This is a genomic window from Mesorhizobium sp. WSM3864 (assembly GCF_002294955.1).
In the GTDB taxonomy this organism is placed as follows: Bacteria; Pseudomonadota; Alphaproteobacteria; order Rhizobiales; family Rhizobiaceae; genus Mesorhizobium.
Map to the genome: position 1 here is coordinate 1 of NZ_NSGD01000016.1, position 24,101 is coordinate 24,101.

Sequence of the window (24,101 nt, forward strand, 5' to 3'; positions counted from 1 at the left end):
CGGGCCGGAACGCCGCGTCGGACAGCGCCGCCTTGGCCTCGTCGTAGCCTGTCACCCACCAGCCTTCGTGCCCGGACGGGAAGCGCACGCGGTGGATCGGACCGTTGGCGCGTAGCGCCAGCATCTCGGGCGAGGGCTCGATGTGATCGACGCGCCACATCGGCAGTGTCGGCAAGGGGTGTTCGGACATGGTGGCACTTCACTCTCTAAGCGATGGAAGGGCGGAAGGCGCTGCGGGGAGCGAATGACGTAAGACGGCATGTAGACGTCCTCCGCGGCGTAGCCGGCTCGATTATCAAGATTGGCCAACGTATAACTGTCCAGCCATACCGCGCGGGGCGAGATGCAGAACTTATCCTGCGCCTTTGAAGGCAGGATTGAGCGAGTGTGGTGGGCCGGCCTTTGAGTCGCAGCCGGCCATCAAGATTTTCCGGCGCAAGGGTCGACAAGGGCGGCGCCTGTTTCAGTACGGGGCGGTCTCGCCGAGGCCGCCTTGCCATAGAATGATATCTTGATGCGGATTGACATTTGCTTTTCTTTCTTCGTTCCATCGATCGCGGTGTCATCCACGAAATGAAGGTCGGTCGGCGGCCTCGGCTCCCAACGAGGGAGTTTCAAAATTCGTGCCAACTTGGCCGACCCGGCAGAAGAAAAAACATTGTGATTGCTTTTGAGCGGATTAGCGTGAGGCCAGACAAGAGCTCGGCGAAAAAGACCGGTGGCACGGACCCAACAAAAGCGACAGAACAGTGTCAGATAGTATACGATCGCCCCACCCCAGACCGGCGACACACCCCGCAAACGCGCCATCCTCCCACTTCCCCGTCATTGAAGCCTGACCGGCACATCAGGGCACCAGCGATTGCTGATGTTGGCGCTCAAATCATCGCCGTCGTTTAATTTCAACCTGGTGGGTGTGCCGCGGTGCAATCGGTCGACGAGTTTCACGCGTTCGTCCACCGGCGAGCGCCACACCTACTGAAGACGTCATTAAGCCGTTGCTCGGCGCCAGGAGTTACTCAGATCCTTGCGTTTTCTTCGCTGAGGCGAAGGCTTGCAGATTTCTGGACTTTGCCGATCTCCTGATCCGCGTGAAATGATCGAAAATGCCGCGGAAGGATGTTCTTTCTTCGCCCGCCTTCAGAAGCTGTTTCGGCGTCATGTCCGGGCTCGCCTCCTCAATGTGCGGCTGCATGCGCGCAAAGCGCCACGCTCTTAGCCGTGCCGGTGTTCATCGGCTCACGGCAGCGAACAAGGAAGTACGCCAGCACCTTGCGCCTTGCATGATGGAGAGCTTTCTCCACACTCAGCCCTTTCGACCGGGCCAACGACCGAAGCAATTATCCGATGAACAGGCGCGATCACGCCCTGAGCTTCCAGAGCACAACGTTCGCAGGGTGTCCCTCTGCGGGAAAGCGATCTGTAGACGGGAGTTCCGCTATGGCGCCCAGAATTATCTGTCGCAGTCCGAAATTAAGTCAGGACGTCACTGTAGGGCGCAAGTTACTCACGCTGGCATTCTGACGCCATCTGTCTCAAGGGATTGCGGGGAAGTACAGAGCTGAATCTTGGTCGATAGGGCTGCTGCTTCGGTTTACCAATCCTGTGTTTTTGGGTTGACCAATCCGTTGCCTACCGCAAGCGGGTTGACCAATAAAGGCGCTCAGATCCTACGCTGATCCAACGACTTAACGCCAATCCCGAATTACTGTGATGGGGGCCATTGGTAAACCCGGTGTTTAGATCGGGAGTGCCTATGCATGACCTGATGACTCTCTTGTTTTCAATGGTATAGGTGGAACACCCGCGGCCCATAATTCCGGACTGGTAAAGCCCATGAAATGCCAAATAATTCCGGACATCATAACATAATGCCAATTATGCGACTTGCGAAGCACAAAGAGTGAACATTGAAAGGGCGTTGTGTGTTTGACGTCAATAGGCCTGCCCATTCCGTCGGTTCCGGTGATCACTAGTCTAGCAATGGCAGGAACGGGGGCCGGAACCGGCCCTGCAGCTTTCAGGGGAGGAACACCAGTTACCGTCGCCCATAGCGTCGATGATCGATTTGATGCCCCATTGCGGGGTTAAGCTTTGACCGCCGCAGCGTGGTGGGGAGCATGGCGTCGATCTCCTTGTCGGAAACATAAGCTCCTCATTGTCCTTCAACGACGCCTGAGCGTTCGTGTGGGCCCTGCCATCTGTGAACGGCGCGCCGCGATAGATACATGAAGGCTGGTCTGTAGCTCGTCGCGCTTCGTCCGGAGCTCCTCGACAGGCACCGCGTTATTCAACGCGTCGGCGATCAGACTAAGGTAGGATTCGCGGACATTCCAGAAGTCGGACCCGGTCTCCCTGTGCCGTTGCGCGAGCGCGCCGGGGGTTAAGGTCCTTCTGGTAGGCGTTGTATATTAGACTGAGAATCGGGAGCGCGACCGTCGCGTAAACCTTCCAGGGTCACGCCTCAAGCTGGCCGTGTCGCGCGCCGCATGGTCCGCCGCCCTTGCGCCTGCCGTCTCGGCAATCGACGCCGGGACGGTGCCGGCCGCGCTCTAAATCGGCTATCGATCTCTTCGAGCGTTTCCATCGCCGCATAGGATTCGATTTCGATCAGAAGCTCGAATAGGGACGTGCCAACGTCGCGTGTTTCCGGTCCCAATCGGTGCAGAGTGACAGCTAGATTGACGAGGTCCGCAGCGGCAAAGGCCGTGCTTGTCTGAATATTGCCCAGATCATCGCGCCAATGCTCGATCAGGCGCTCGGACAGCCGCGCAACCAAAAGGGCCTGGTGCGGCAGCAGCGAAGCGAGCCGCTCCACGATAAAGGCGGCGTCGACCCGGGCCTCCCTGGTGAGGCGATCGGCGATCGTCGTAAGCAGAGCAGCCGTCTCGGCATCGGGTGAAAGCTCGTCGACCAGCCGAAACACATCGAATACCGCCGGCCAGACCGCAGCGGGTCCGCGCTCCAGCCCGCGAACGAGGATCGGGTTCGCGTGTGACCGATGGTTCGGATCGGCCCACAGATTGGCCGCCGAATGCACGGCTCCAACCCGCGCGTCGCCCATCGTTTCGTCGTCGAGTAGTTTTTCAAGACGCGCACGCGCCCAATCGAGTGCGGGCTGCACGACGGCGGCGATAGCCACAATCTCGCCATAGGCCATCCGAGTTCGACGACTGCCCGAGGCCTGCCAGCGATCAAGCTGTGCGTCGACGAATGCAGCCTCATGCCAATGCGCGTTTGCCAGATAATGCGCCGCCATCTTGGTCCCCACAAGGCCGGGGACCTCGATGAACAACCGCTCCAGAAACGCCGTTCGGCGCGCCGGATCGGCGGTTTCGACATGGGCCAGGAACAGCAGCAGATGTTCCCAATTCTCAGGGGCTTTGTCGCAGGCGAGGAAGCGTTCGAGCGTGTCGATCAAGCGGTCGCCCTCCTTCCGGGCCAATCGAGCCCGCGTGAGCGCTTCGACGACCGGATAGGCGCCGCCCGGGATGATGGACAAAACGCCATGCCCCCAGACCAGGCTCTCCTGAAGACTGTCGCCATCGGATTCGGCTTTCTCGGTTACGTCTTCGACCGCGCTATCGAAAATCTCCTCGTCGTCCGACGCATCAGCGTCATCTCCGGCGTCCCTTGGCGCCGGCATCACGAGCCAGCCCTCAAGCAACTCCAAAATGTCATCGGGCACCGGCTCCTTGCGCCGCACCAGCTTCTCGATGGCACGCGCCGCGGAGCCCCGAAACTCTTCCCCGTCAAAGCCGCGCTTGGTCACATCGCGCAGAAGGGGGATCACAGCATCGGCATTGGCGCTCTCCGCCATCGCATCGAGCGCATAACCGGCGGCGCGGGTGCCGTTGTCGGGTCCAAGACGATCCAGGATGCGGCGCGCGCGGACCGGATCCTGCGCGGCGAACGTCGCAAACTCGCGCGACAGCTGAATGTTGCCCCCAACCATGAAGCTCCGCGGGTGATCCCATCCCGTCACATCTGGCAGCATCTCAAACGCTCCGACCACATCGTCATCGCTGGCGCGCGCGATCACGTCGGCATCCATCGGCGAACCGATCACCCGCGCTTCGGTGAAACGGGAGCCAATGCCGCGGTTCCCAAAGGCACGTTGCTCTTCGGTGACGCGCCGGCGCGCGGCAGCGCTCATCTGGTGTTTCGGCAGGGCTCGCAGCAAGTCGAGCTGGACGCGCCGAACCGCGCGGCGCCAAAAACGACGATCTTCTGGCTTTGTCTGGTCCGGCGGGGGCGGCGGCGCGAAACCAGTTATCGCCGCTTCGAAGCGGGCTACGTCGTCCGGTGTCCAATAATGGGCGCACGCCGCGACCAGTCCCTTTGTCGTGCCGCTCAACGCCCCGGCGGTGCCAAGGCAGAAGCGGCGCGGATCATCGAGAAGATAGCCCAATGCATCCTTGGCGTAGAGCGCAGGGAGATGGGCGAAGGCGTGGGCAATGAGGCGTTGCACCGGTGCCAGCGCGATCGCCGTCTGCACGTTTGCCCAAGCAAGAAACGCGTCTTTGTCCGCAGCAGCCCATTGCTCAACCGCGACGCGAAGCGCGTTAAGCAGCGCCGGTTCGGGCAGGCCGTCGGCCTGTTCTTCATCGAACTGGAAGTTGCCCGCGCTCGGCAATGGATAGCCGAGATAACCTTCACGCTGCTCGACGAAGCGCGCTAGCGTCTCGAACACCGAGCGGAACCAGGGCCAAAGCGTTTCGATAAAGACGACCGGAGACTGCTCAGCCAGCGCGGGAAGGCTGTCCCACTCCTGCCGTTCCTCAATCAGCTTTTTGATCGGATCGCGCGGGTCGTTCTTGATGAACCACACAAAGTGGTCCTCATATTTCTCGAATTTGGGCTTGGGGACCTTGGCTTTCTCGGCCGCCTCGCCCTCCGCGATGCGGAGTTGCCTTTCAAGCCGAGTTCGCACCAATCGCAATGCGTGCTCGGGATGGTCGATCCCGATTGTCGCCACGACACGGTCGATCATCATCGGCGCGATGTCGGTTCGTGCTATAACCGTGCAGGCTATGTCGGTGACCTGATCGGTCCAATCGGTAGCATTCTGAACCACTACCCAAGCGCGCGCATCATAGGCCGGGTCCGGCAACCATCGGTCCGCCACCAGCGCCGCCACTTTCGCCGACGCAAAAGCCCAGGCGCGAGAAAGCACTTCGATCATCCGGTCCGCCGATCGGTCGTCCGCCGTCATCGCCTCACTGATGAAGCTATAGGCAAACCGCTCGAACCAGCCGCGACTTCCACTCAGCGCACGAAAGGTGCGCCAGCGTTCAGCCGGAAGCGCAAGCGCCTGCTCCATCAGCAGCGCCTCGCGATCCGTCGGTGCGGCCTCATGGCCGAGGAAGTCGATCAGCAGGAAGCGCAGATGCCGGCGCAGATCCGGCGCCGTCCAGATTCGTTCGAGCTCGACTAGATAGGCGTTGCGATCGACGCCCCGCAGATAGGTAAGCCCGGCCCACAACTTCGGCCGCAAAAACAGCGAATTCTGCCGCTCAAGCACATATTTCGATAGTCGTCCGGGCTCACGGGCGAAGCTGCGCGCGAGCGCGAAATCGAACAGCGTCTGATGACTGAAACCAACACTGCCATCGACCGCGGTCAAAATTCCGACGGCTTCAAACGCCTTCAGGTCGGCGCGGTGATCATCGAACCGGGCGGCAGCCAGCCACAGGCTTTCCTCCTGGGCCATGTGGTCCGCGATATCGGCGAGCAGCCGGGCACGACGAGGGCCGTCTTCGCCCGCCAGAACCCGCTCCTCCCAAAGCCGCTCCAGCATCGCCTGGTAGCTGTCGAATGGCTCGGACTCGCGGCTGCTGCGAAGCTGGAGGTAGATCGACAAAGCCTGCGGGATGCGCATCAATTCCTGGGCATCGGGCGGCCAGCCGCCCGCCTGCACGCCGTGCTGATCGAGCAGCTCGACCACGGTACTCCAGGGTGGCAGCGCCAGCGCTACTTGTTCAGCCTGCACCGCGCGCAGCCGGGTGTCATGATTAAACTCAAAGAGCCGGGCCGAGAGGATGACGTGGACGTTGTCGAGCCTGCCGATCCGCCGCACGAGATTGAGCAGAAGGCTGAGGCGCGCCGTCCGAATATCGAGATAGCCCGCAAGGGCATCGAGTTGGTCGATGATCACCAGGATGGGCCGGAATGTCGCGATCTGTTCGACGACAGTGCCGGCCGACCTCTCCAGGCCGAGCCGATCTCTCAGATCGGTATCAGTTGCGATATCGGGGTCGAGCGCGTCCGCCTTGATACCAAGGACCGGCCATCCTCGCTCGACATAGCGGTGCGCCAGTGCTGCCAGCAGCGCCGATTTGCCAGCACCCGGCGGCCCCAGCACGACGGTAGTGCTCGACACCTGGCCCTCGATCCGCTCGACCAGCGTCTCCAGTTCGGGGCGCTCGATCCATTCGCCATCGGGCAGCGTCTGCGGCCACGCCATAAGGTCGACCGATGCGGCCACCAGATTCGCGATCGAGGCGTCGAGCGCTACGGCATCGGCCACAGCCATCACACCGATCAGTTCGACATCCGCCTTCGTCAGCAGTCCTTCCCGCAAGGCGATTCTGCGGACCGCTCGCAGCGCTCCTGTTGGATCGGCGACGAATAGCCGTACCGAGCCCGCCGCCGCTCGAACCACTAGGATTTCATCCGTGCCGCAGATTTCTCGCAGCGCCGTCTGTAGCGTTGCGATCCATTCAGGCGTCACCTCTTCCATCTGCGCATTGAGGTTGATCACCACATCTGCGCTGACAGAGGGCTCTGGTTTCGCTGTAACGGGCTCCGCCTCCGTGGCCGCGACGTCGGGCGTGGTATCGGGTCGCGACCTCCGCGACCTCGATAACCGCCGTGACCGGTGTTTCCGGGGCACCGAGTTGCACCGCTGCCGTGTCGCCGCCACTACTCGATCGCGGATAAATCTGGCCCCAATGGCTCAACATCTCGAACGCGAAAGCCGCCGCGTGCGCCGCCGCGATGGGTTGCCGAAGCGCGTCGTCCTCTGGTGACTTTCCCTGCGTCATGTCCGAGACGCCGCGGACGACTATGCCGGGTGTTCGTTCCCGGCTGGCAGCATAGATCGCCCCATAGCCTTCCATTTCGACGACGTAGGTATCGCCATAATCCTCGGCGATCAGCGCCTCGAGTTCGCTTTTTGGATCGTCGAGAACCGCCTCGATCGACGCGATCGGCTTCACCAGGCCGATCGGCGGATAATCGACTGGGTAGATATCGCGCGGCGGCAGGACGCAGTCGAGTGGATCGCGAATGCGGGTCGGCCAGCCCTTCTTTTCCCGACGGATTTTTTTGGCGATACCGATCAGACGGCTGTCCGGTTGAAATGAGCGGGGGCGGCTGGAACGACCTTTCGGTCCATATTTCGCGCTATACGGCATGTAGACGTGCTCCGAGGCAACCACACTTCCGATCGGCGCCTCTTCCTTGCGTGAGCCGCCTACACCAACCAAAATCATCACTTCGAAGGGCGCAAATGCTCGGTGGGCATAGCTCACGGCACTCAGCGCGGCATGGGTGCCTTCTCCCGTTTCAGTGACCACCACCAGCCAATCTTGACCAAGATCGGAGAAGACGCCGCATTCGTATACGGCGCCGTCCTCGCCACTGACGGAGCCCAGATGGTCGATATGACTTTGCACCGCCTCCATCTCGAGCATCATTGCGGTCACGACAAACGCCCGGCGCATGCCGTGCCGGTCGGCTTCCTCCAGAATGTCGGCAGCAGACCTGTAAGTCATGGCGAGGGCATGATCCTGCGCATGAAGCTGTCGAACAGCGGCACCGTGAAGGCGGTATCGCCATGAGCAGGGCTGTACAGCATGCCCTTCGCGATCAGGGCGTTGCGTATCGGCGCGACGGTGGTCACCTGGCGGCCCAGTTGCGCGGCGACATCGCCGGAACGATGCGGTCCCGGGCCAAGCTCCGCCATGGCTCGCATATAGCCCTTTTCGGCAGGCGTCAGCCGGTCGAACCGCACCCGAAAAAAACTCGCGTCCAGATCGGCCAGAGCTTCATCCGTTGCCCGGCGAGCATCGTCGCCATCGATTGGGGAAGCGTCCGCCACGTTCCAGCTATGCTTGCCCCATTCCTGAAGGAAATAGGGGTAACCCCTGCTCTTATCGAGAATGATGCCGACGGCATCGTCAGAAAACTCCACGCCCGCGCGTTGCGCCGGGAGGCGGAGCGCATCGCGCGCGGCATCAGCGTCGAGCCTGTCGATCGCGATGAACTCGAACAACCGCTCCGCGTAGGATTTGGCGCGGCCCATCGAGCCCAGCAGTTGCGGAAGGCCAGCGCCCACCATCGTGATCGGAAGTTGCGCCTGGTTGGCACTGTGCAGCGCCATGATCAGCGCGGCGAGCTGATCTTCAGGCACATATTGCAGCTCATCGGCGAACAGGACGACCGCCGTGCCACGCTCGGCGGCGGCCTCTGCCACCGCGGCGATCAGATCGGCCAGATCCGTGTCGAGATCGCCGCTGTCGGCGAGGCCGTGCTCAGGGTCCATATTGAGGCCAACCTCGATATCGGCATATTTGATCTTCAGCGCGCCCGCGAAACCGGCAAGCGCCTTCATCGCCCGCCCCAAGCCCGCCTTGGCGGCATCAATTCGGCGCAGCCGGAAGAGCGCGGCTCTAAGGGCAGGGGCGAGCAGCGCGGGTAGTGATCGTTCTTCTGGCGCCTCGATTCGTACGCTGGCGATCCCGCGTGTCTCGGCGTCGAGCCGAATCCGGTTCAGCAAGACGGTCTTGCCGACCCCGCGCAGCCCATAGAGGACGACACTTCGCGCCGACCTCCCCGCACGGATCCGATCGAGCGCGACTGCAGCGCGCTCAATGATGTCGTCTCGCCCAGCCAATTCGGGCGGGGGCGTACCGGCGCCTGGCGCATAGGGGTTGAGACGAGCGTCCAATTCGAGGAACCTTAGCAAAGTTTACCTGATTTCGATAATATGGGGTAAGCTCAGCATAATCAATGGCCGGCCGGGACCATGTCGGGAAACAGGTTGAGCGAGCGCCGTGCCGTCGCGACCAGTGCTTCGACGAACGGGGCGGGCTCTGCCGCCGACCACATCACGGTCGTGCAATGATTGGTATCGAAATGCGTTTTCGCGGCATCGAACTTCGATTGCTCGCACAGGTAGATCACCGGTTTACCCAACCCCTCGGCATACCCGGCTTCCCAATACGCGCCGGCATTATCATGGGTGAGATCGACCAGCACAAAGGCCGCATCGCGAATCTGTGCCCGCAGGATGTTGTCGATGACACCCGCTCGCGAGACATTGCGCAAGTCAACGAGATCGAAGCCGATGGCATCGCGGATCGCGGGCTTCACCACAGTTTCGACGAACGGGTCGAGCACCGCATCGCCGAACTTCATCGCGATGAAGCCGTAGCGGCCAGCAAATTTGCCACGCTTCTCGGCTTCGTAGCGTTCCCACCCTTCCAGCGAAAGTCCGAAGAGCGTGCCCTGGAGGACGCCGACATCGCGAGGATTTGGCACACTCGCCTTACCGACGGCCGTGACCAGGCCGCGCTCGAGAACCTCCTTCAGAAGCGCGTCGAACATGGTCCGGTTGAAAGCCCCGACGAGCGGTGTATCGACGACATGGTCAAGAAAGCATCCTTCCCCGGTCTCCGCCATGACATCGCCGATATGCGCGATGAGATTGGCAACTTGCGTCGCGGGCGTTGGCAGTCGCGCGCTTGGCAAGAAGCGCTCCATCCAGTCGGTGGTGATCATCAGAGGCGATGTCCCACGCGATGCCGTTCGCAACGCGTGGCTGAGCGCCGAACGTTGGAGGGCGGTAAGGCGATGACGATTGGGCTCGAACCATGTCACCAGGGCCGTCCGGCTAATCTCGAACGCGCCACAACCGTCGCAATCGAATGCGGACGTATCGCGAGGCGTCGCACGCTCTCGGCATCGGCCGAACGCCCCCTGGCACACCGGACACGTCGTCAAACCTTGCATCTAAGCCTACCTCTTATTCACCTGGCGCGCGTTCGCCATCATCATGCCTTGGCAATCATCAGTCACCCGTCGAATCGTTGCCCTCGAACGAAATCAGATGTGACTCCTCCTCGCAATCGCGGCGGCGCTTAATGCATCCGACCCGCCACAAGGTGGCCCAAGGTACGACCGCTTTCGGGGGCACTTCACACGCGAAGTACGGCCGATTTTGGGGGCGGGTTGTCCAGACTAAACATTGTGGCTGATCAAACAGCTCGACGATCGCAGCTCGCTCCGGTCGAAGACAATAGCTGATAGCCTTCGACTCCACACAATGCTGCGGCAGTTCCTAAGCTAGAGCATATTGGCTTCGGAACGAGCCTCGGCTCGGCACTGACACTTATTGCGCTAGGCAAGTGAAACCGTGATCTCCTGAGGGAATCCTCAGCAAATAGGCCTCACTAGACCTCTGCTACATTTAGGAGCATTCTCCCGCTTGGGGGGATAGGGTGTGGATAGGTCACGTTACGACAATCGTTCTGATCGCTGGCGCAAGCGCACTGGAGCAAAACGCTCTCGTGCACTGCGGCGGGCAAGTGTCCCGCGACGGTTGATTTTCGTCACCGCTGCTGCAGTCGGTGCCTTAGCCGCTCAGACGGTCATGATGCACAGTGACCGCTTCCCCGCCTTGACCCCTTCGAGCTGGATCGAGCCAAAGCCCGCCCCCATGACCGGCGTGGCGTCGGTCATTGACGGTGACACGATTGAGATCCGCGGCCAGCGCATTCGGTTCAACGGGATCGATGCGCCAGAGAGCAAGCAATATTGCGACGACGCCAAGGGCTTCGAGTACCCATGCGGTCAGCGATCCGCCGAAGCGCTGGATAGTTTCCTGGCCGCCTCGCGGCCGGTGCAGTGCACTTTCGTGACTTGGGATCGCTATCACCGCTTCGTCGGCGACTGCCGGCGCGCCGACGGCGCCAGCGTGGCGGCGTGGATGGTAGAGCATGGCCAGGCGCTCGATTGGCCGCACTACAGCAACGGCGCCTACGCGCCGCAGCAGGCCAACGCCAAGGCGGCGAAGCTTGGTCTATGTTGGCAAGTTCGACGCGCCTTGGGACTGGCGCGCATCGCATGGCGACGGGGCTGCGCCGTCGAGCCAGCCGTTCGGCATCATCAGTCGCAAGCTGGTTTCGCAAAGCGGCGGCCTTTCGTGCGAGCCCCGGCGGTTACTGCTCGCAAGTCAGCTCCTGCGAAGACGCCCAATGGTACCTGCACAACTGTGCGTGGGGCCGCAAGCTGGATAGGGATGGTGACGGGGTAGCGTGCGAGACGCGGATGACAAGTTTTACAACCGCGTCGGCGGCGATCGTATTTCTTCGCGGCAGATCGATGAGTTGATCGGGTTAGCGCGCGGCCTCGCTGCAGACGGGACTATCAACAAGGCAGAAGTCGAGTTTCTTCAAAAGTGGCTGGCCGCGAACGTCGAGATTAGCGATCAGCCGATTGTCCGGACCTTGTACCGACGGGTCAATGAAATCCTTGCGGACGGCGTGCTCGATGCCGATGAACACATCGAACTTCTCGACACGCTGAATAGCTTCTCGAACCGAGATTTCGAACTCGGGGAAGTGTTGAAGCCGACCACCCTGCCCCTTTGCAATCCGCCTCCGCATTTGACCTTTGAAGGTCGGTCGTACTGTTTCACCGGGACGTTCAATTATGGCCAGCGAAAATACTGCGAGCAGGCCATAGCGGATCGTGGCGGCCGCGCCGGCAGTTTGACGCAAAAGACCGACGTACTCGTGATCGGTGCGTACGCCACAGAGTCTTGGAAGCACTCATCGTTTGGCGACAAGATTTTCAAAGCGACCGCCTGGCGCGACGAGGGGTTGCCAATCTCGATTGTCGCCGAGAGCCATTGGGTCGGTTTTCTCTGACATCGTCCGTTGGTTTGGCAGCGTCTCATACCATCAGCACTCTATTCGACCGAGGTGGAACGATGCGGCACAATGCGTTCAGCGATCAGATCCGCCTGTCTCGGCGATTTGCAGGTCGCTTCATTACGAGCGTGATCGCGCTCGCAGTTGCAACTGCAGCTGGGTGCACCTCCATAGACTACCAGAAGCTTACCACCGGTGAGATATCCGGCAGCTTGTTTGTGATGTGGGTCGGTGAGGGCAACAATTCCGGTGACGGGAGTTTCCTGTTCGTGCCCGACCCTCATGATCCCCTGATCTTCCATCGGGCAGATCCGGCAGCACCAGGAAGCACGATCAAGCCAGGCCTCATGTACACGGACGGCGGCTCAATCCCGAAGATCGCGCAGGTCTTCAAAGGGCTGTCGCCTTGGGGCTACGCCCCAGCCTACATGATCCACGACTGGAACTTCATTGCGCATCACTGCATCGTTGACGGGAGCACGGAGAAGAGGTTCGATCAAGTTCGCGGGATTGGCTTCGACGACTCCGCTGCGATCCTCGGTGAGGCAATCAAGGCGTTGATCGCGACGCGCCAAGTCGCGCCGAACGATGTCGCACCCACTGCCATCACGGCGGCGGTGTGAAGCGCGGTTGCCAAGAATATTTGGGACGAGAAGGGAGCCTGCAAGTCGCTGCAGGTGAGTGCAAAAGACATTGCTTCCGCGGAGGCAGCGATACCGGGCTCCACATCCAAAGCTCAGAACCTGAGGACCTTCCAAATACCAGAAGCCGTCACACCTTCGATCCGAGCAGTGAAGCCAGCGAAGATCATCGCTCGTCTGTCCTTCTGACCTGAGCGTCAAGCCAACCCATGGCGGCCGGCGTGCGGCGACTGACCGTCGAAACAGCCGTCATGGGAGATCGTCGCGGACCTAGCGCGAATGGCGGCCCGTGTCGGACGAGTCCGCTTTCAGCGACCAATTGAACGACCCAAAGGAGGCGCGAAGCGGTTATTGACGATGCCAATTGTTTCGAGCACACGCCGGCAACGACCCCGTTTGAATTACCCGAGCTCGTGGATAGCCACGTTAGGGACAACCCACTTCGCTATCTCGCAAAGGTGTTGATGATGCGTCAGGTAAATGACCTGACCCACCTTGGCCATCTCGCCGAACAATCGGAAAACTTCCTCCGACCGGAGATGGTCGAAGGTCTCCATGATGTCGTCGGCGATGAAGGGAACAGATGGCCTGAGCTTGGCAAACTCATAGTACCCGGCGAGGCGTAGGGCCAGATAGAGCTGAAAACGCGCGCCTTTCGACAGAGCGTCCGCGACCTTCGATTGGCCGTCTTTCTGTGTCGCGATCAGGACCTCGCCACCCTTTACTGGCTGGGTCGTCAAGCCTGTGTACTGGCCGCGCGTGATCAGCGCGAAGGCATCGGAGGCCTGGCTCATCATTCCAGAGCGGTGACGTTCGCGGTAGACCCGGAGCGCGCTCGTCGCCGACATGACGCCGAGTTTCAACCCGATATAGCGGGCAGCCCTCTCCTCGATTTCGAGAAGAACTGTCCGGCGCTCCGCATCAATCCGAGCGACCTGGCTGTCGCCGCCAATCGCGTCGAGCTTGTCGGCCGCCCGAGTGCGCCGGACAAGTTGCTGTTGCAACGCTTCATCGAGGTCAGCAAGGCGCCGCTCGATTTCCGCCTTTTCAATTGCCAATCCGTCGAGATCGACGCTCTCCAGCAATGAGCGCGCCTGGGCGAAGTCCTCGAGGGCGAGCTCGCTCGTCAGTCGTTCTTCAAGCTCGGCCACCGCGCTCAGCAGGCGGTCTCGCTCGCGAAGCTGTTCGTCGCGCTCTGCGACCTCGGGCAGAGTTTTCGCCCCGAAAGCCTCGAGCACTTGCCGCTTGGTCGTCTCGTATAACGCCATCTCGGCGTGCAACGCCACCTGAACGTCTTGCAACTTCTGAATATCGACTAGGAGATTCGCCCTCGCCTCACGCGCGCGCTCGGCTTTCTCCAGACGCTCGGTCAGCCTGGCGCTCACCTGTTCCGGCGCCTCCTCGCTTGAGTGATCCCCGGCCTGCGCACCAAGCCGGGCTACCTCTTCAGCAAAACCAGTCCTATCCGCCTCCATCTTGCTTATGCGCGTACGCATGGCCTCGCGATCCTGCAGGGCCTTTGATAGATCCGACAGCTGATCGAGCACGCTGCCGAGCCCGGTTCCGGCGATGCCGTCTTCAAGCCAGGTCCCCTTCAGCGTTTCATTGACTTCGGCGTGCCATGCAACATCCCGCCGCTCGGCAATTTCAACAGCGAGCCGCCTGGCGGCCAGCTCCTCTTCCTTCGCGGCGACGCTCCTCAGTGCTTCCGCTCGTTCCGCATCGACCTTCGCCTGTCTGTCGAGAAAGCGGTCGGCGGCGACAACCATGGCGTCCAGGGCCTCACCGGCTTCCGGCTGAATTCCAACGCTTCGAAGAGCCGAGGCCAATCCGAGATGGATCCGCTCTCCTTCGGCTGTCGCGCGTTCGCTTCTTGCGCGTGCGAGCAGGATGTCGTCAAAGGCGCCAAGCGCGTCGGCGCGCGCGGAAAGGCGCTCCTCCAGAAGTCCGATTAAGAGGTCGAACGACTGCGCCTGGCAATCCTCAAGCAAGCTGCCGGCTGTTCGCTTGACTTCAGCGGTCGCCATTTCAGCGCGCGCGTCCAGTTCGCCGAGTTGGACACTGACGCGCTCTACTGCCACTTCGGTTTCGGCCGCCTTTTGCTTGATTGCGCGCAGGTCTGCGAGATCGCCGGCATGAGCCAATCGTGCCGCACCGACCTGATCGTCCCTGGCGAGTATCGCGGCGAACGCGTCTGCAGTTTCGGCCTTCAAGTCGTCGCGATGATGTCGCCAGGCCTTATCCCTCTCACGCCGAATGGCCGCTGCAGTTTCATCGTCGGTAATGTCCGCCGAGGCGCGGACAGCAGCCACCCGTGACGAAGTAGTTATCCGACTTTGTTCATGCTCAGCCAGACGCTCGGAGAAGACTGCTTTGTCCCTTTGAAGGTCCGCGGCCAGTGTTTTCCAGGCGGCCATCTGCATCGGCGGCGGAACTGGCATTTTCGAAAGTGCCTCCGCATCTCCCGACCACGGCCGAAGGCGCCGCATCGCATTGGCCAGCCCTGTTTGCCGCTCGTCCTCGAACGCCAACGCCTCTGCGATTTCGCGTTTGTGACCACTGGCCTTGGCTTCCGACACGGCTGCCATTAGCCTGGCTCTTGCGGGCTCGGGCACCGCCCTCTCCTCGCCAACGCGGCCTCGGGCTGCATTGAGCCCGTCGAGCGCGGCAGCGGCCTCATCTCGGGCCATCCGCAGGCTCGTTGTAATGCCGGAGCGTTGCTCAACCATGGTGCGAAGCGTGCCGACCACGACGGCCGGCAGGATGAGCCGGGACGGATCCTGTTCGGCCGACCTTCCAAGCGCGGCGAGACAGCTAGCCACCGTCTGATCGAGCAGCTGGGCCTCCATCTTGCGGGTCGGCAGGTCCATGCCGGCGGACAGATAGCGCGCCTTGCGGTCGGCCAGTCCTCGCACCTGCTCCGAGATCGCGAGCATGGCATCGTCGACAGCGATTGCCTCGATCTTTGCCTTCGCGCGATCGATCTCGTCGGCACTTGCCTGGAGACGGGTCCTCAAGCGTGCATCCAGATCGATCAATTCCGCGATGCTGCCACTCCAGGTCCTGGCAGGAGACGGGATGTCCGGCAGCTCAGCCAGCCTGCTTGCCTTGCGTTTTATCTCGGCCAGGACAGGCGCGGCGCGCACATATCGCTCGATCGTGGCGAGCCGGGCCGACAACGCCGCGCGCTCGGCCAGGCTGCGGTCATACTTCTCCTGGGTCTCCGCCCGTTCCGCCTCGAGCGCCTCGAATGTCGAGGCCAGCGTGTCGATCGCCTCCTTGCGTGACTTGAGCTCCGCGAACCGCTTTTTCAGCAGCGCGATTTCGGTCGTCTGGGCCTGTTTCCGGTGAAGCCCGTCGGCCTCGATCTCAAGGGCGGCCAGGACATCGCTGGCATGCCCGAGCCCGGCGCTGGCGGTGAAAAGTAGCTTTCCTAGATCGCCACGCGATTCAAGGATCGCCTTGCCGCCTGCTTCCAACGTCTCATCATCCAGCGAGAACATGCTGCTGTAGGCATCGCGAGACAAGCCCGCAAGGTGAGCCGAAATGGCAATTTCGCTCAGTGGCCGCCCTTCGGCGTCATGCAGCGAGTTGCTACGGCTTTTGGTGCGCGAAACGGCAAGCGTCTGCCCCTCGAATTCGAGCAGGCCGCCGATGCGCATCGAGCTATAGTCATGCAGGAAATTATAACGGCTGCGCTCTTCGATGCCGAAGAGCAGATCAAGGTAGGCGGAAAGTGCCGTCGACTTGCCGGCCTCGTTCAGGCCGAAAACGATATGCAGATCGGGGCCTGAAACCGGCTTCTCTCCAAAATCGATCGCCTTGTCGGTGAACTTGCCGTAGCGGGTCAGGGCAAGGCGCCGCAATCTCATCGCGTCGCACCTGCCTTGAGCCGGGCCGTGACCAGGTCAACGCTTCCGGCAAGCACATCGTCGAGAAACTGTTCGAGGCCTGCTTCGTCCTTGCCTGCGAAGCCGCGCGCATCGGGCGGCAGGTCTGCGATCGTCTTCAGGACGAATTCCCGCGCTTCGGATCGAAATGCTTCCGAGTTCGCATTGGCGCGCATGGACTGCGCGAGTTCCAAAGTAGGATCGGCGACAGTTCCCCAGTCTCCGGCAGCGGGAGCCGAAAGATCAAGCTCCAGCTTCTCCACCCAGGTGTCGCCCACCTGTTCCGCTGCCTGTTCGGCTTCCGCGATAGCCAGGTCCCGGTCCCGCATCAGCGACCATGAAAGGGCGGACGTGCCGACCAAACCAAGGCGGGTAACAAGGTAGCGCGATCTGGCCTGCTTTCGGGCTTGTTCCAGCCCTGCCCGGATGCGGATGACAGCCTCGCTCCATTCGGCTGTCCCCGTCAGATCGACACCCACACGCTCGAATTGCGCGACACTGGTGAGCCTCTCCTCGATCTCGACAGAGCGATCGTCGCGAATGGTGACCAGCGTGACCGATTTCTCGCCTGCCTCGTTGATATCCCTACCCTGAGGGATCCCCGGCATCACCAGCGTGCTCGCGCCGGAATAGACCTGGCGAACGTGGATATGGCCAAGCGCCCAATAGCCAAAGCCGTGGCCGTGAAGATCGGCGACGCTGCAAGGTGCATAAACGTCATGACCCGGGGAACCAGCCAGGCTCGTATGCATGATGCCGATGTTGGCAGCTCCCTCCTGGGGGCGAGCATATTTGGGCAGCAGGCTTTCGGGCGCCTTGGGGCTGGCGAAGCTCAGCCCATGGAACACAACGTCTATCGCGGAGCCAGGCTGCACCACAGATTGGCAGCGGCCGCCAAAGATCGTCACCGTGTCTGGCAAGACGAGCTGCTTGGTAATCCGCGACATGGCGTCGTGATTGCCGCGGATCATGTAGACCCTGACGCCGGCTTGATGGAGGCGCGTCATTTGGGAGGCCAAAAAGCGTGCTGTTTTCATCGAGGTCTGGTCGCCGTCGTAAAGATCGCCGGCGATGACAAGCGCATCGACCTGCTCCGCTAGGCACAAATCCACAACGGCGATGAACGCCTGACGGCTGGCATCTCCGACCAGCTCGGCGAGCTCCGGATTGCGCAGCGCAAGGGAGCGCAGTGGCGAGTCGAGATGGATGTCGGCCGTATGAACAAATCGAAATGCCATTCGAAGGACTCTCCGGGGCTGAACGAAAAGCTCAGGCAAAATGCTGGCCCTAAGTCAATCTAGCTACCCGGCCGTGATGGCGCACGGTTAAGACAGCTTGGGTCTCGGTATCAAAGTCCGATAGCGTTTCGCAACAGTCCTGGTGAGTGAGGTCACGAAATTAGGGGTGGACCGCCCCTTTCTGATGGTGCATTCGCTTCCCTCGCCTTTTTCTTGGCCGACCCAACTATCGCGTGGATAGAGAACGCGATTGTATTCGCGTGACCGGCAAGGCCCTTTTATATCCTGAAAAAATTGCTAGTCTGCATGTGGGGACTGGTCAATGCAATCTGTTGATAGTTCAGAGTTAGTATCAAATGATGATGCGGTAGCCGAACGCTCGACGGCCCGGAGCATAAGCGCCGACGTCGCGTCCAGCTTCACTTATGCATCCTATCAGAACGCAATTCCGGTAATCCGGTCTATCCGACTAGATAACGACACCGCCGGCAGCCTGGAGAGTTGCCGCCTGGAACTCACGTCATCGCCGTCGTTTCTGAGACCGAAGACTTGGGCAGTTGACCGTCTCGTTCCTGGCGATAGGCTTCAACTGAGCGACCGCAAGGTCGAGCTCGATTCCGGATATCTTGCTGGCCTGAACGAGGCCGAGCGCGGAGAAATCACCTTGCGCCTTTCCGCGGGTGGTGAGGTCCTGGACGAACGGCGCCTGACCGTCCGGCTGCTCGCGCGCGACGAGTGGGGCGGTGTCGCCGACATGGCGCAATTGCTTCCGGCTTTCGTCATGCCCAATGACCCTGGCGTTGCACCGATCCTGAGGGCGGCGGCAGATCGGCTTGCCGCGCACGGGCATCCCAGCGGCCTTGATGGCTATCAATCGCAAAACCCGCAGCGGGCATACATGTTGGCTGCAGCCGTCTATTCTGCGATCACCGGCATGGGGTTGCACTATGCCGAACCTCCGGCGAGCTTCGAGAGCCGAGGGCAAAAGGTCAGGCGTCCCGCGACGATCGCCGAGGAACGTCTGGCGACCTGCTTGGACACTTCACTTTTGTTTGCCGCTACTTTGGAAGCTGCCGGCCTGCACCCGGCCGTGCTGATGTTTGACGGGCATGCAGCTGTCGGCGTCTGGCTGGCCAAACGAACCTTCGCCAACGCCGTGGAAACGGACCAGATGGAGGTCCGCAAGGCGCTTGCGTCCCGCGAATTCATCGCGTTTGAAACCACAGGCGTCACTCACCGACCCGCGCTCACATTCGAGGCGGCGCAGAATGCGCTCGGTATCCGGCTCGCGGAAGAACAGGCGCATGCATTCGTTGCGGCCATCGACGTCAGGCGATCGCGCAGCGGCGGTATAACGCCCCTCGCTTCGCACGAGCATATCCGGCGCAATGGCGCCGAGGAGGAGCCGTCTGCGGCCATCGCGGCACTGCCGCTCCCCGCGGCTCCAGCAATTGGCGCGATGCCAGTGGAGGTCGTTGAGATAAAGCCTACCACAGCCGCGAGTCGCATCGACCGCTGGCAGAAGAAGCTGCTCGACCTGACGCTCAGGAATCGCCTGCTCAATTTCCCCGATTCAAAAAAGACGATCCCGTTCTTGTGTACCGACGTCGCCTATCTCGAGGACAGGTTGGCAAATGGTGCTGCCGTGCGCCTCATTTCCTTGCCCGAGCAGAACCCTTTGGGGGAGCGAGACGCGGAGCTCTATCGCGATGTCCATGGTCGCGATCTGCAACGCGGTTTTGCCGCGGAAGCGCTGCTCAGGGATGAGCTCGCCTCAACGCTGGACTTCCGTCAGCTTGAGGCCAGATTGATCGATCTGTACCGTCAGGTGCGCAATGACTTCGCCGAGGGTGGAGCAAACACGCTGTTCCTGGCCGTGGGTTTTCTTCGCTGGAAGAAAAAGCCCGAAGATGAACGCAGTTATCGGGCGCCGCTTCTCCTGGTGCCGGTCCGGCTAGAAAGACGGAGCGCGAGCTCGCGCTTCACGATCCGCTTCCATGAAGACGAGCCGCGTTTCAACGCCACCCTTCTCCAGTTCCTTGAGCGGGAGTTCGAACTTCGCCTTCCGCAGTTCGCCGGCGATCTGCCGCTCGACGACAGCGGAATCGATGTGCCGCGCATCCTATCCTCCATGCGACAGGCGGTCCGCGATGTTCCTGGAATGGAGGTCATCGACGAAACCGCCTTGTCGACATTCTCCTTCGCAAAGTTCCTGATGTGGAAGGACCTTGTCGAGCGAACCGATGCACTGCGACAGAACAGGGTCGTTCGCCATCTCATCGACACGCCCGAGCAGGCGTTCGAGATCTCGGGTGGTCAGTCAGCCTTCCGTGATGAGGCCGAGCTGGACCGCGCTTACGAACCCGCCGCCATCATAAGCCTCCTTCCCCTCGATTCATCGCAGACCGCCGCCAGCCTGGCGGCAGCCGAAGGACGCGACTTCGTGATCGTCGGGCCGCCCGGGACGGGGAAGAGCCAGACGATCGCCAACATGATTGCCAACTGTCTGGGCGTAGGCAAGACCGTCCTGTTCGTGGCGGAAAAGACGGCCGCACTCGATGTCGTCTACCGCCGGCTGCGTGAGCATGGACTTGGAAACCACTGCATCGAGCTGCACTCGAACAAGGCCGATCGGAGACGTTTTCTAACGCAACTGAAGGCTTCGTGGGAGCACGGAGGTAACGCCGACGCGTCTCAATGGATCCCAGTCAACGAGCGGCTCCGCCTGCGTCGGGATGAATTGAATGCCTATGTCGAGGCGCTTCACAAACGGTATCCAAACGGATGGACGCCCTATTTGGCGTTAGGCATAGCGCTGAAGTCGAACGACCAAGCTGCGCCGACATTCGCGTGGCAGTCCTCCGATGGGCACGATGCGCAAACTCTTCTTCACCTGGAGGAGCTGGCCGCGCAGGTCGGTCTGGTGTTCGCGTCGGTCGAACGTCAGCCAGCGTTGGATCTGATCGATGTCGGAGAGTGGAGCAGCGATTGGCAACTAAGGTTGCTGGCCGCCGCAACGTCCCTGCACTCCGCCAGCGGGCAATTGACGGCATCGATACGGGATTACCAGTCCAGTCTCGGCCTTTCGCCTAATGAGACGTTCTCGCATACGGAACTCCAGTCGCTCATAGGCCTGGCACAGGTTCTGGCCCAAACGCGGAACCGCGATATCTCGATTGCGTATGACCGGGATTTCTCAACCTTCGGGGAGGCGCTTGCCAAGCTGGAACGCGCGATCGGGGGTTATCGCGAGAGCGAGCGCAGCCTCTCCGCCGCCTATGACGTCGCGACCGTCCGTGACCTCGACCTGGATGTCCTGGTCCGCCAATGGCGTGAGGCCACAGAATCGTTTTGGCCGAGATCGGCCCTAGGCAAGCGCAAGGTTCAGAAACTGCTTCAAAGCCGCACGCAGCGTGATGCTGCGGACCCCGGCAGGGACCTTCCTCTGCTCCGCCAGATGAGGGAGTTTCTGGCAGCAATCGACCAAAGCCCGCTGGCAGGCAAGCCACTACCGATCGAAGGTCTGACAACCGACGTGGCGGCTGTCGCGAGCATACTTGATTCCGCCCGGCGTCTCCGCGCGGCACTTCGCATTCCTGGACGCAGTCAGGACGAATTTCGGGCCGTCGTTCGCTCCGTGGCACCAAGTCTGCGTGGCACCCTTGAAAATGACCGACTGCGCGACGCGGGCGACCGGCTGTTGGCAGCTGCCAAGCAGTTCGACGCCGTGCGATCGGTATTCGGCGAAGTTTCGGCACGGGAGATTTCAGACCCCACGGATGGTCCTAGCCTTGAAGCGCTCAGAGCCAAGCTGATTGAGCTAGCGGATGCTCGAAACCTGTTTCGCGATTGGTCGGAATGGTGCCGGGTGAAAAGGCAGGCGATCCAACGCGATCTGGCACCTCTGGTTGAGCAGATCGAGACGGGAACGATAGCCGCCGACAAGGCGCGCCCGGCCTTCCGGGTGGGCTACGCAAGATGGTGGCTGCCGAAGGTTCTTGACGGAGACGCGGTATTGCGAAACTTCCGCAGGTTCCAGCACGAGAACGCGATTACGGAATTTCGTGAGATCGACGATCTTGTGCGCACACAAGCCACCCAGCGCGTGGTAAGCGCGCTCACGCATGGGCTCCCCTCTGTACAAAGCGTTTCCCGCAATTCCGAACTTGGGTTGTTGCGGCACCAGATGGAGCTTCAGCGGCCGAGCCAATCCATCCGCGACATGATTGGCAAGATGCCTGAGAGCTTTGCCAAGCTTGCGCCCTGCATGTTGATGTCGCCGCTTTCGATTGCCCAGTACCTTCCTCCAAACCAGGCCTTGTTCGATGTGGTGATCTTCGACGAGGCTTCGCAGATCACCACCTGGGATGCAGTTGGAGCTATCGCCAGGGCGCGACAGACCATTATCGTGGGCGATCCCAAGCAGCTGCCGCCGACCAATTTCTTCGGCCGCAACGAGGACGAAGAGGAGATCGCCGACCACGAAAAGGACCTGGAAAGCATTCTTGATGAGGCAAGGGCGTCAGGAATTCCGGTGCGCGATCTGAGATGGCACTACCGCAGCCGCAGCGAGTCGCTGATCGCGTTCTCGAACTATCACTACTACCGCAACCGCTTGGTGACGTTCCCCTCGCCGGCGGTCGATGATCGCGCGGTGCGGCTGCACCGGGTGCCTGACGGCATCTACGACCGCGGCAAGAGCCGCACCAACAAGATCGAGGCCATGGCGGTCGTCAGCGAGGCAGTCAGTCGCATGAGGAGCTGGCTGGCGCTCCCGGAGAATGGCCGGCCGACGCTCGGCGTAATCACGTTCAATGCGCAACAGCAATCGCTGATCTTGGATCTTTTCGATGCTGCGCGCCGGGACCATCCGGAACTTGAATGGTTCTTTGCCGAAGATCGGGTTGAGCCCGCGATCGTGAAGAACCTCGAAAACGTCCAGGGTGATGAGAGGGATGTTATCCTGTTCTCGATAACATTCTATAAGGACGGCTCCGGAAAGCCACCGGCGATGGACTTCGGGGCTCTCAACCGAGATGGCGGCGAGCGGCGCCTCAACGTGGCGGTGACGCGCGCCCGACAGGAACTTATCATCTTCTCCGGCTTTACCGCGGACCAGATCGATCCGTCGCGAAGCAAGGCGATCGCAGTCCAACACCTGAAGACATTCCTCGACTACGCCGAACGCGGCCCGATCGCTTTGCCCGCCCAGGATCTTGGATCTGTCGGCGGGTTCGATTCGCCGTTCGAGGAGGCAGTTTCCGAGCAACTGGAGCGGCGCGGATGGTTTGTCGTCCCGCAAGTCGGGATTTCAGATTTCCGGATCGATCTGGGCGTCCGCCACCCGGATCTTGCAGGAGCTTATCTGGCCGGTGTGGAATGTGATGGGGCGACCTATCATCGATCGGCGACGGCAAGGGATCGCGACAAGGTTCGCGAGCAGGTTTTAACGGGGCTCGGCTGGACGATCTTGCGCGTCTGGTCGACCGATTGGTGGTTCGACGCGAAGGGTTGCGCCGAACGCCTCCACGCACGCCTGGAAATCCTACTCGAAGAAAGTCGGGCACGTCGTTCGAACGAACAGACGGAGGAGGTGACGACACGCTGGGAAATGGGTCAGCAGATCGAGCCAATAAGCGAGACCAGCGAACAGAAACTGCCACAAATTGAGGAGCTCCCGCCCCTTCCGAATGCATCCAATGTTGAGCTCGTTTCGGCCAATACTCCAACAGCTCCCGAGTCTTTTGGCTTTGCAGCATTTTCAACGATGGCGGGCCAGCCGGTCCAAGGTAATGTTGAGAAAGGGCGTTACCAAGTGACCGATCTCACGACCTTCCGGGCAGACCCCGAGCAGTTCTTCGAGTTCAGCTATAGGACCACGCTGCAGGGCATGGTCGCGGCCATCGTCGAGACCGAAAGCCCGTTGCGCGCAGACGTTCTCGCCCAGCGCATAGCCCGGGCACATGGGTGGCTCCGCACGGGTGGTCGCATCCGCGAGAGGATTGACCTGCACCTGAGGGACTTGGATCGCACACTGGAGTCGAGCGGCGAATTCATTTGGAAGAAGGGTGCGATCTCGGACTCAGTACCCTATCGTCGACCGGCCAATGAGGAGGCACGACGCTCCATTGCGGACATACCTTTGGCGGAGCTTGCCTCGGTGGTTATCGACAATCCCGGACTTCTCGACATGCCTGACCCCGCACGCGACGTGGCCCATCTTCTGGGGGTAGAACGCCTCGCCGCAATCTCACGTGCGCGCCTCGATGAGGCAATCGCCAAGGCAAAGGAGCACATGGCAATCCCCTCTCAGCAATAGGACATTGCGCCCGATCGATATCGCGTCTTTGCAACTTGAACCGGCTCGACATGGTCGGAACTCAGTAGGGTCAT

Annotated in this window: 11 protein-coding genes and 1 pseudogene; 4 read left to right on the forward strand and 8 right to left on the reverse strand. The window is 61.2% G+C overall.

What is annotated here, in order from left to right; genetic code table 11:
* From CK215_RS24420 to CK215_RS24445, 6 genes and pseudogenes are all read right to left on the reverse strand, one after another.
* Positions 1-190: pseudogene (locus CK215_RS24420) on the reverse strand (cytochrome); the annotation flags it as partial.
* Positions 191-825: 635 nt separating this feature from the next.
* Positions 826-948 (reverse strand): hypothetical protein, encoded by a 123-nt coding sequence (locus tag CK215_RS32295; RefSeq protein WP_280953086.1) that lies wholly within the window; start codon positions 946-948, stop codon positions 826-828.
* A 1,516-nt stretch (positions 949-2,464) separates the two neighbouring features.
* Positions 2,465-6,763, reverse strand: a complete 4,299-nt coding sequence (locus CK215_RS24430; protein ID WP_141245519.1) for an ATP-binding protein — start codon at positions 6,761-6,763, stop codon at positions 2,465-2,467.
* Complete coding sequence (locus tag CK215_RS24435) at positions 6,723-7,778, reverse strand: hypothetical protein (RefSeq protein WP_095832461.1); 1,056 nt, start codon at positions 7,776-7,778, stop codon at positions 6,723-6,725. Before CK215_RS24435 ends, CK215_RS24430 begins: the two co-directional genes overlap by 41 nt.
* Positions 7,775-8,953 carry an ATP-binding protein gene (locus CK215_RS24440; protein ID WP_095825963.1) on the reverse strand — a complete coding sequence of 393 codons (1,179 nt, stop codon included), beginning with the start codon at positions 8,951-8,953 and terminating at the stop codon, positions 7,775-7,777. The genes CK215_RS24435 and CK215_RS24440 overlap by 4 nt, the downstream gene beginning before the upstream one ends.
* Before the next feature lie 59 nt (positions 8,954-9,012).
* On the reverse strand, positions 9,013-9,786 hold the full coding sequence (locus tag CK215_RS24445) for a hypothetical protein (RefSeq protein ID WP_095825964.1): 774 nt from the start codon (positions 9,784-9,786) through the stop codon (positions 9,013-9,015).
* An 871-nt stretch (positions 9,787-10,657) separates the two neighbouring features.
* Here CK215_RS24445 and CK215_RS24450 point away from each other — a divergent pair.
* The 3 genes from CK215_RS24450 to CK215_RS24460 all read left to right on the forward strand — a co-directional run bounded on the left by CK215_RS24450 (position 10,658) and on the right by CK215_RS24460 (position 12,562).
* Positions 10,658-11,320: a thermonuclease family protein gene (locus CK215_RS24450; protein ID WP_245418785.1), complete on the forward strand. Its 663-nt coding sequence runs from the start codon at positions 10,658-10,660 to the stop codon at positions 11,318-11,320.
* Position 11,321: 1 nt separating this feature from the next.
* Positions 11,322-11,936 carry a BRCT domain-containing protein gene (locus tag CK215_RS24455; protein WP_210201688.1) on the forward strand — a complete coding sequence of 205 codons (615 nt, stop codon included), beginning with the start codon at positions 11,322-11,324 and terminating at the stop codon, positions 11,934-11,936.
* Positions 11,937-11,998: 62 nt separating this feature from the next.
* Positions 11,999-12,562, forward strand: coding sequence for a hypothetical protein (locus tag CK215_RS24460; RefSeq protein ID WP_095832462.1), 564 nt, complete (start codon positions 11,999-12,001; stop codon positions 12,560-12,562).
* Positions 12,563-12,981: 419 nt separating this feature from the next.
* Here the strand turns inward: CK215_RS24460 and CK215_RS24465 are convergent, their stop codons facing one another.
* Both CK215_RS24465 and CK215_RS24470 read right to left on the reverse strand, forming a co-directional pair.
* Positions 12,982-16,452 (reverse strand): AAA family ATPase, encoded by a 3,471-nt coding sequence (locus CK215_RS24465; RefSeq protein ID WP_095832463.1) that lies wholly within the window; start codon positions 16,450-16,452, stop codon positions 12,982-12,984.
* Positions 16,449-17,708: a DNA repair exonuclease gene (locus CK215_RS24470; RefSeq protein WP_095832464.1), complete on the reverse strand. Its 1,260-nt coding sequence runs from the start codon at positions 17,706-17,708 to the stop codon at positions 16,449-16,451. The genes CK215_RS24465 and CK215_RS24470 overlap by 4 nt, the downstream gene beginning before the upstream one ends.
* A gap of 322 nt (positions 17,709-18,030) precedes the next feature.
* On the opposite strand from CK215_RS24470, the gene CK215_RS24475 reads away from it, so the two are divergent.
* The gene (locus tag CK215_RS24475) at positions 18,031-24,027 is read left to right on the forward strand and encodes a DUF3320 domain-containing protein (RefSeq protein ID WP_095832465.1); all 5,997 of its coding nucleotides are present in this window, start codon (positions 18,031-18,033) and stop codon (positions 24,025-24,027) included.
* Positions 24,028-24,101 lie beyond the last annotated feature (74 nt).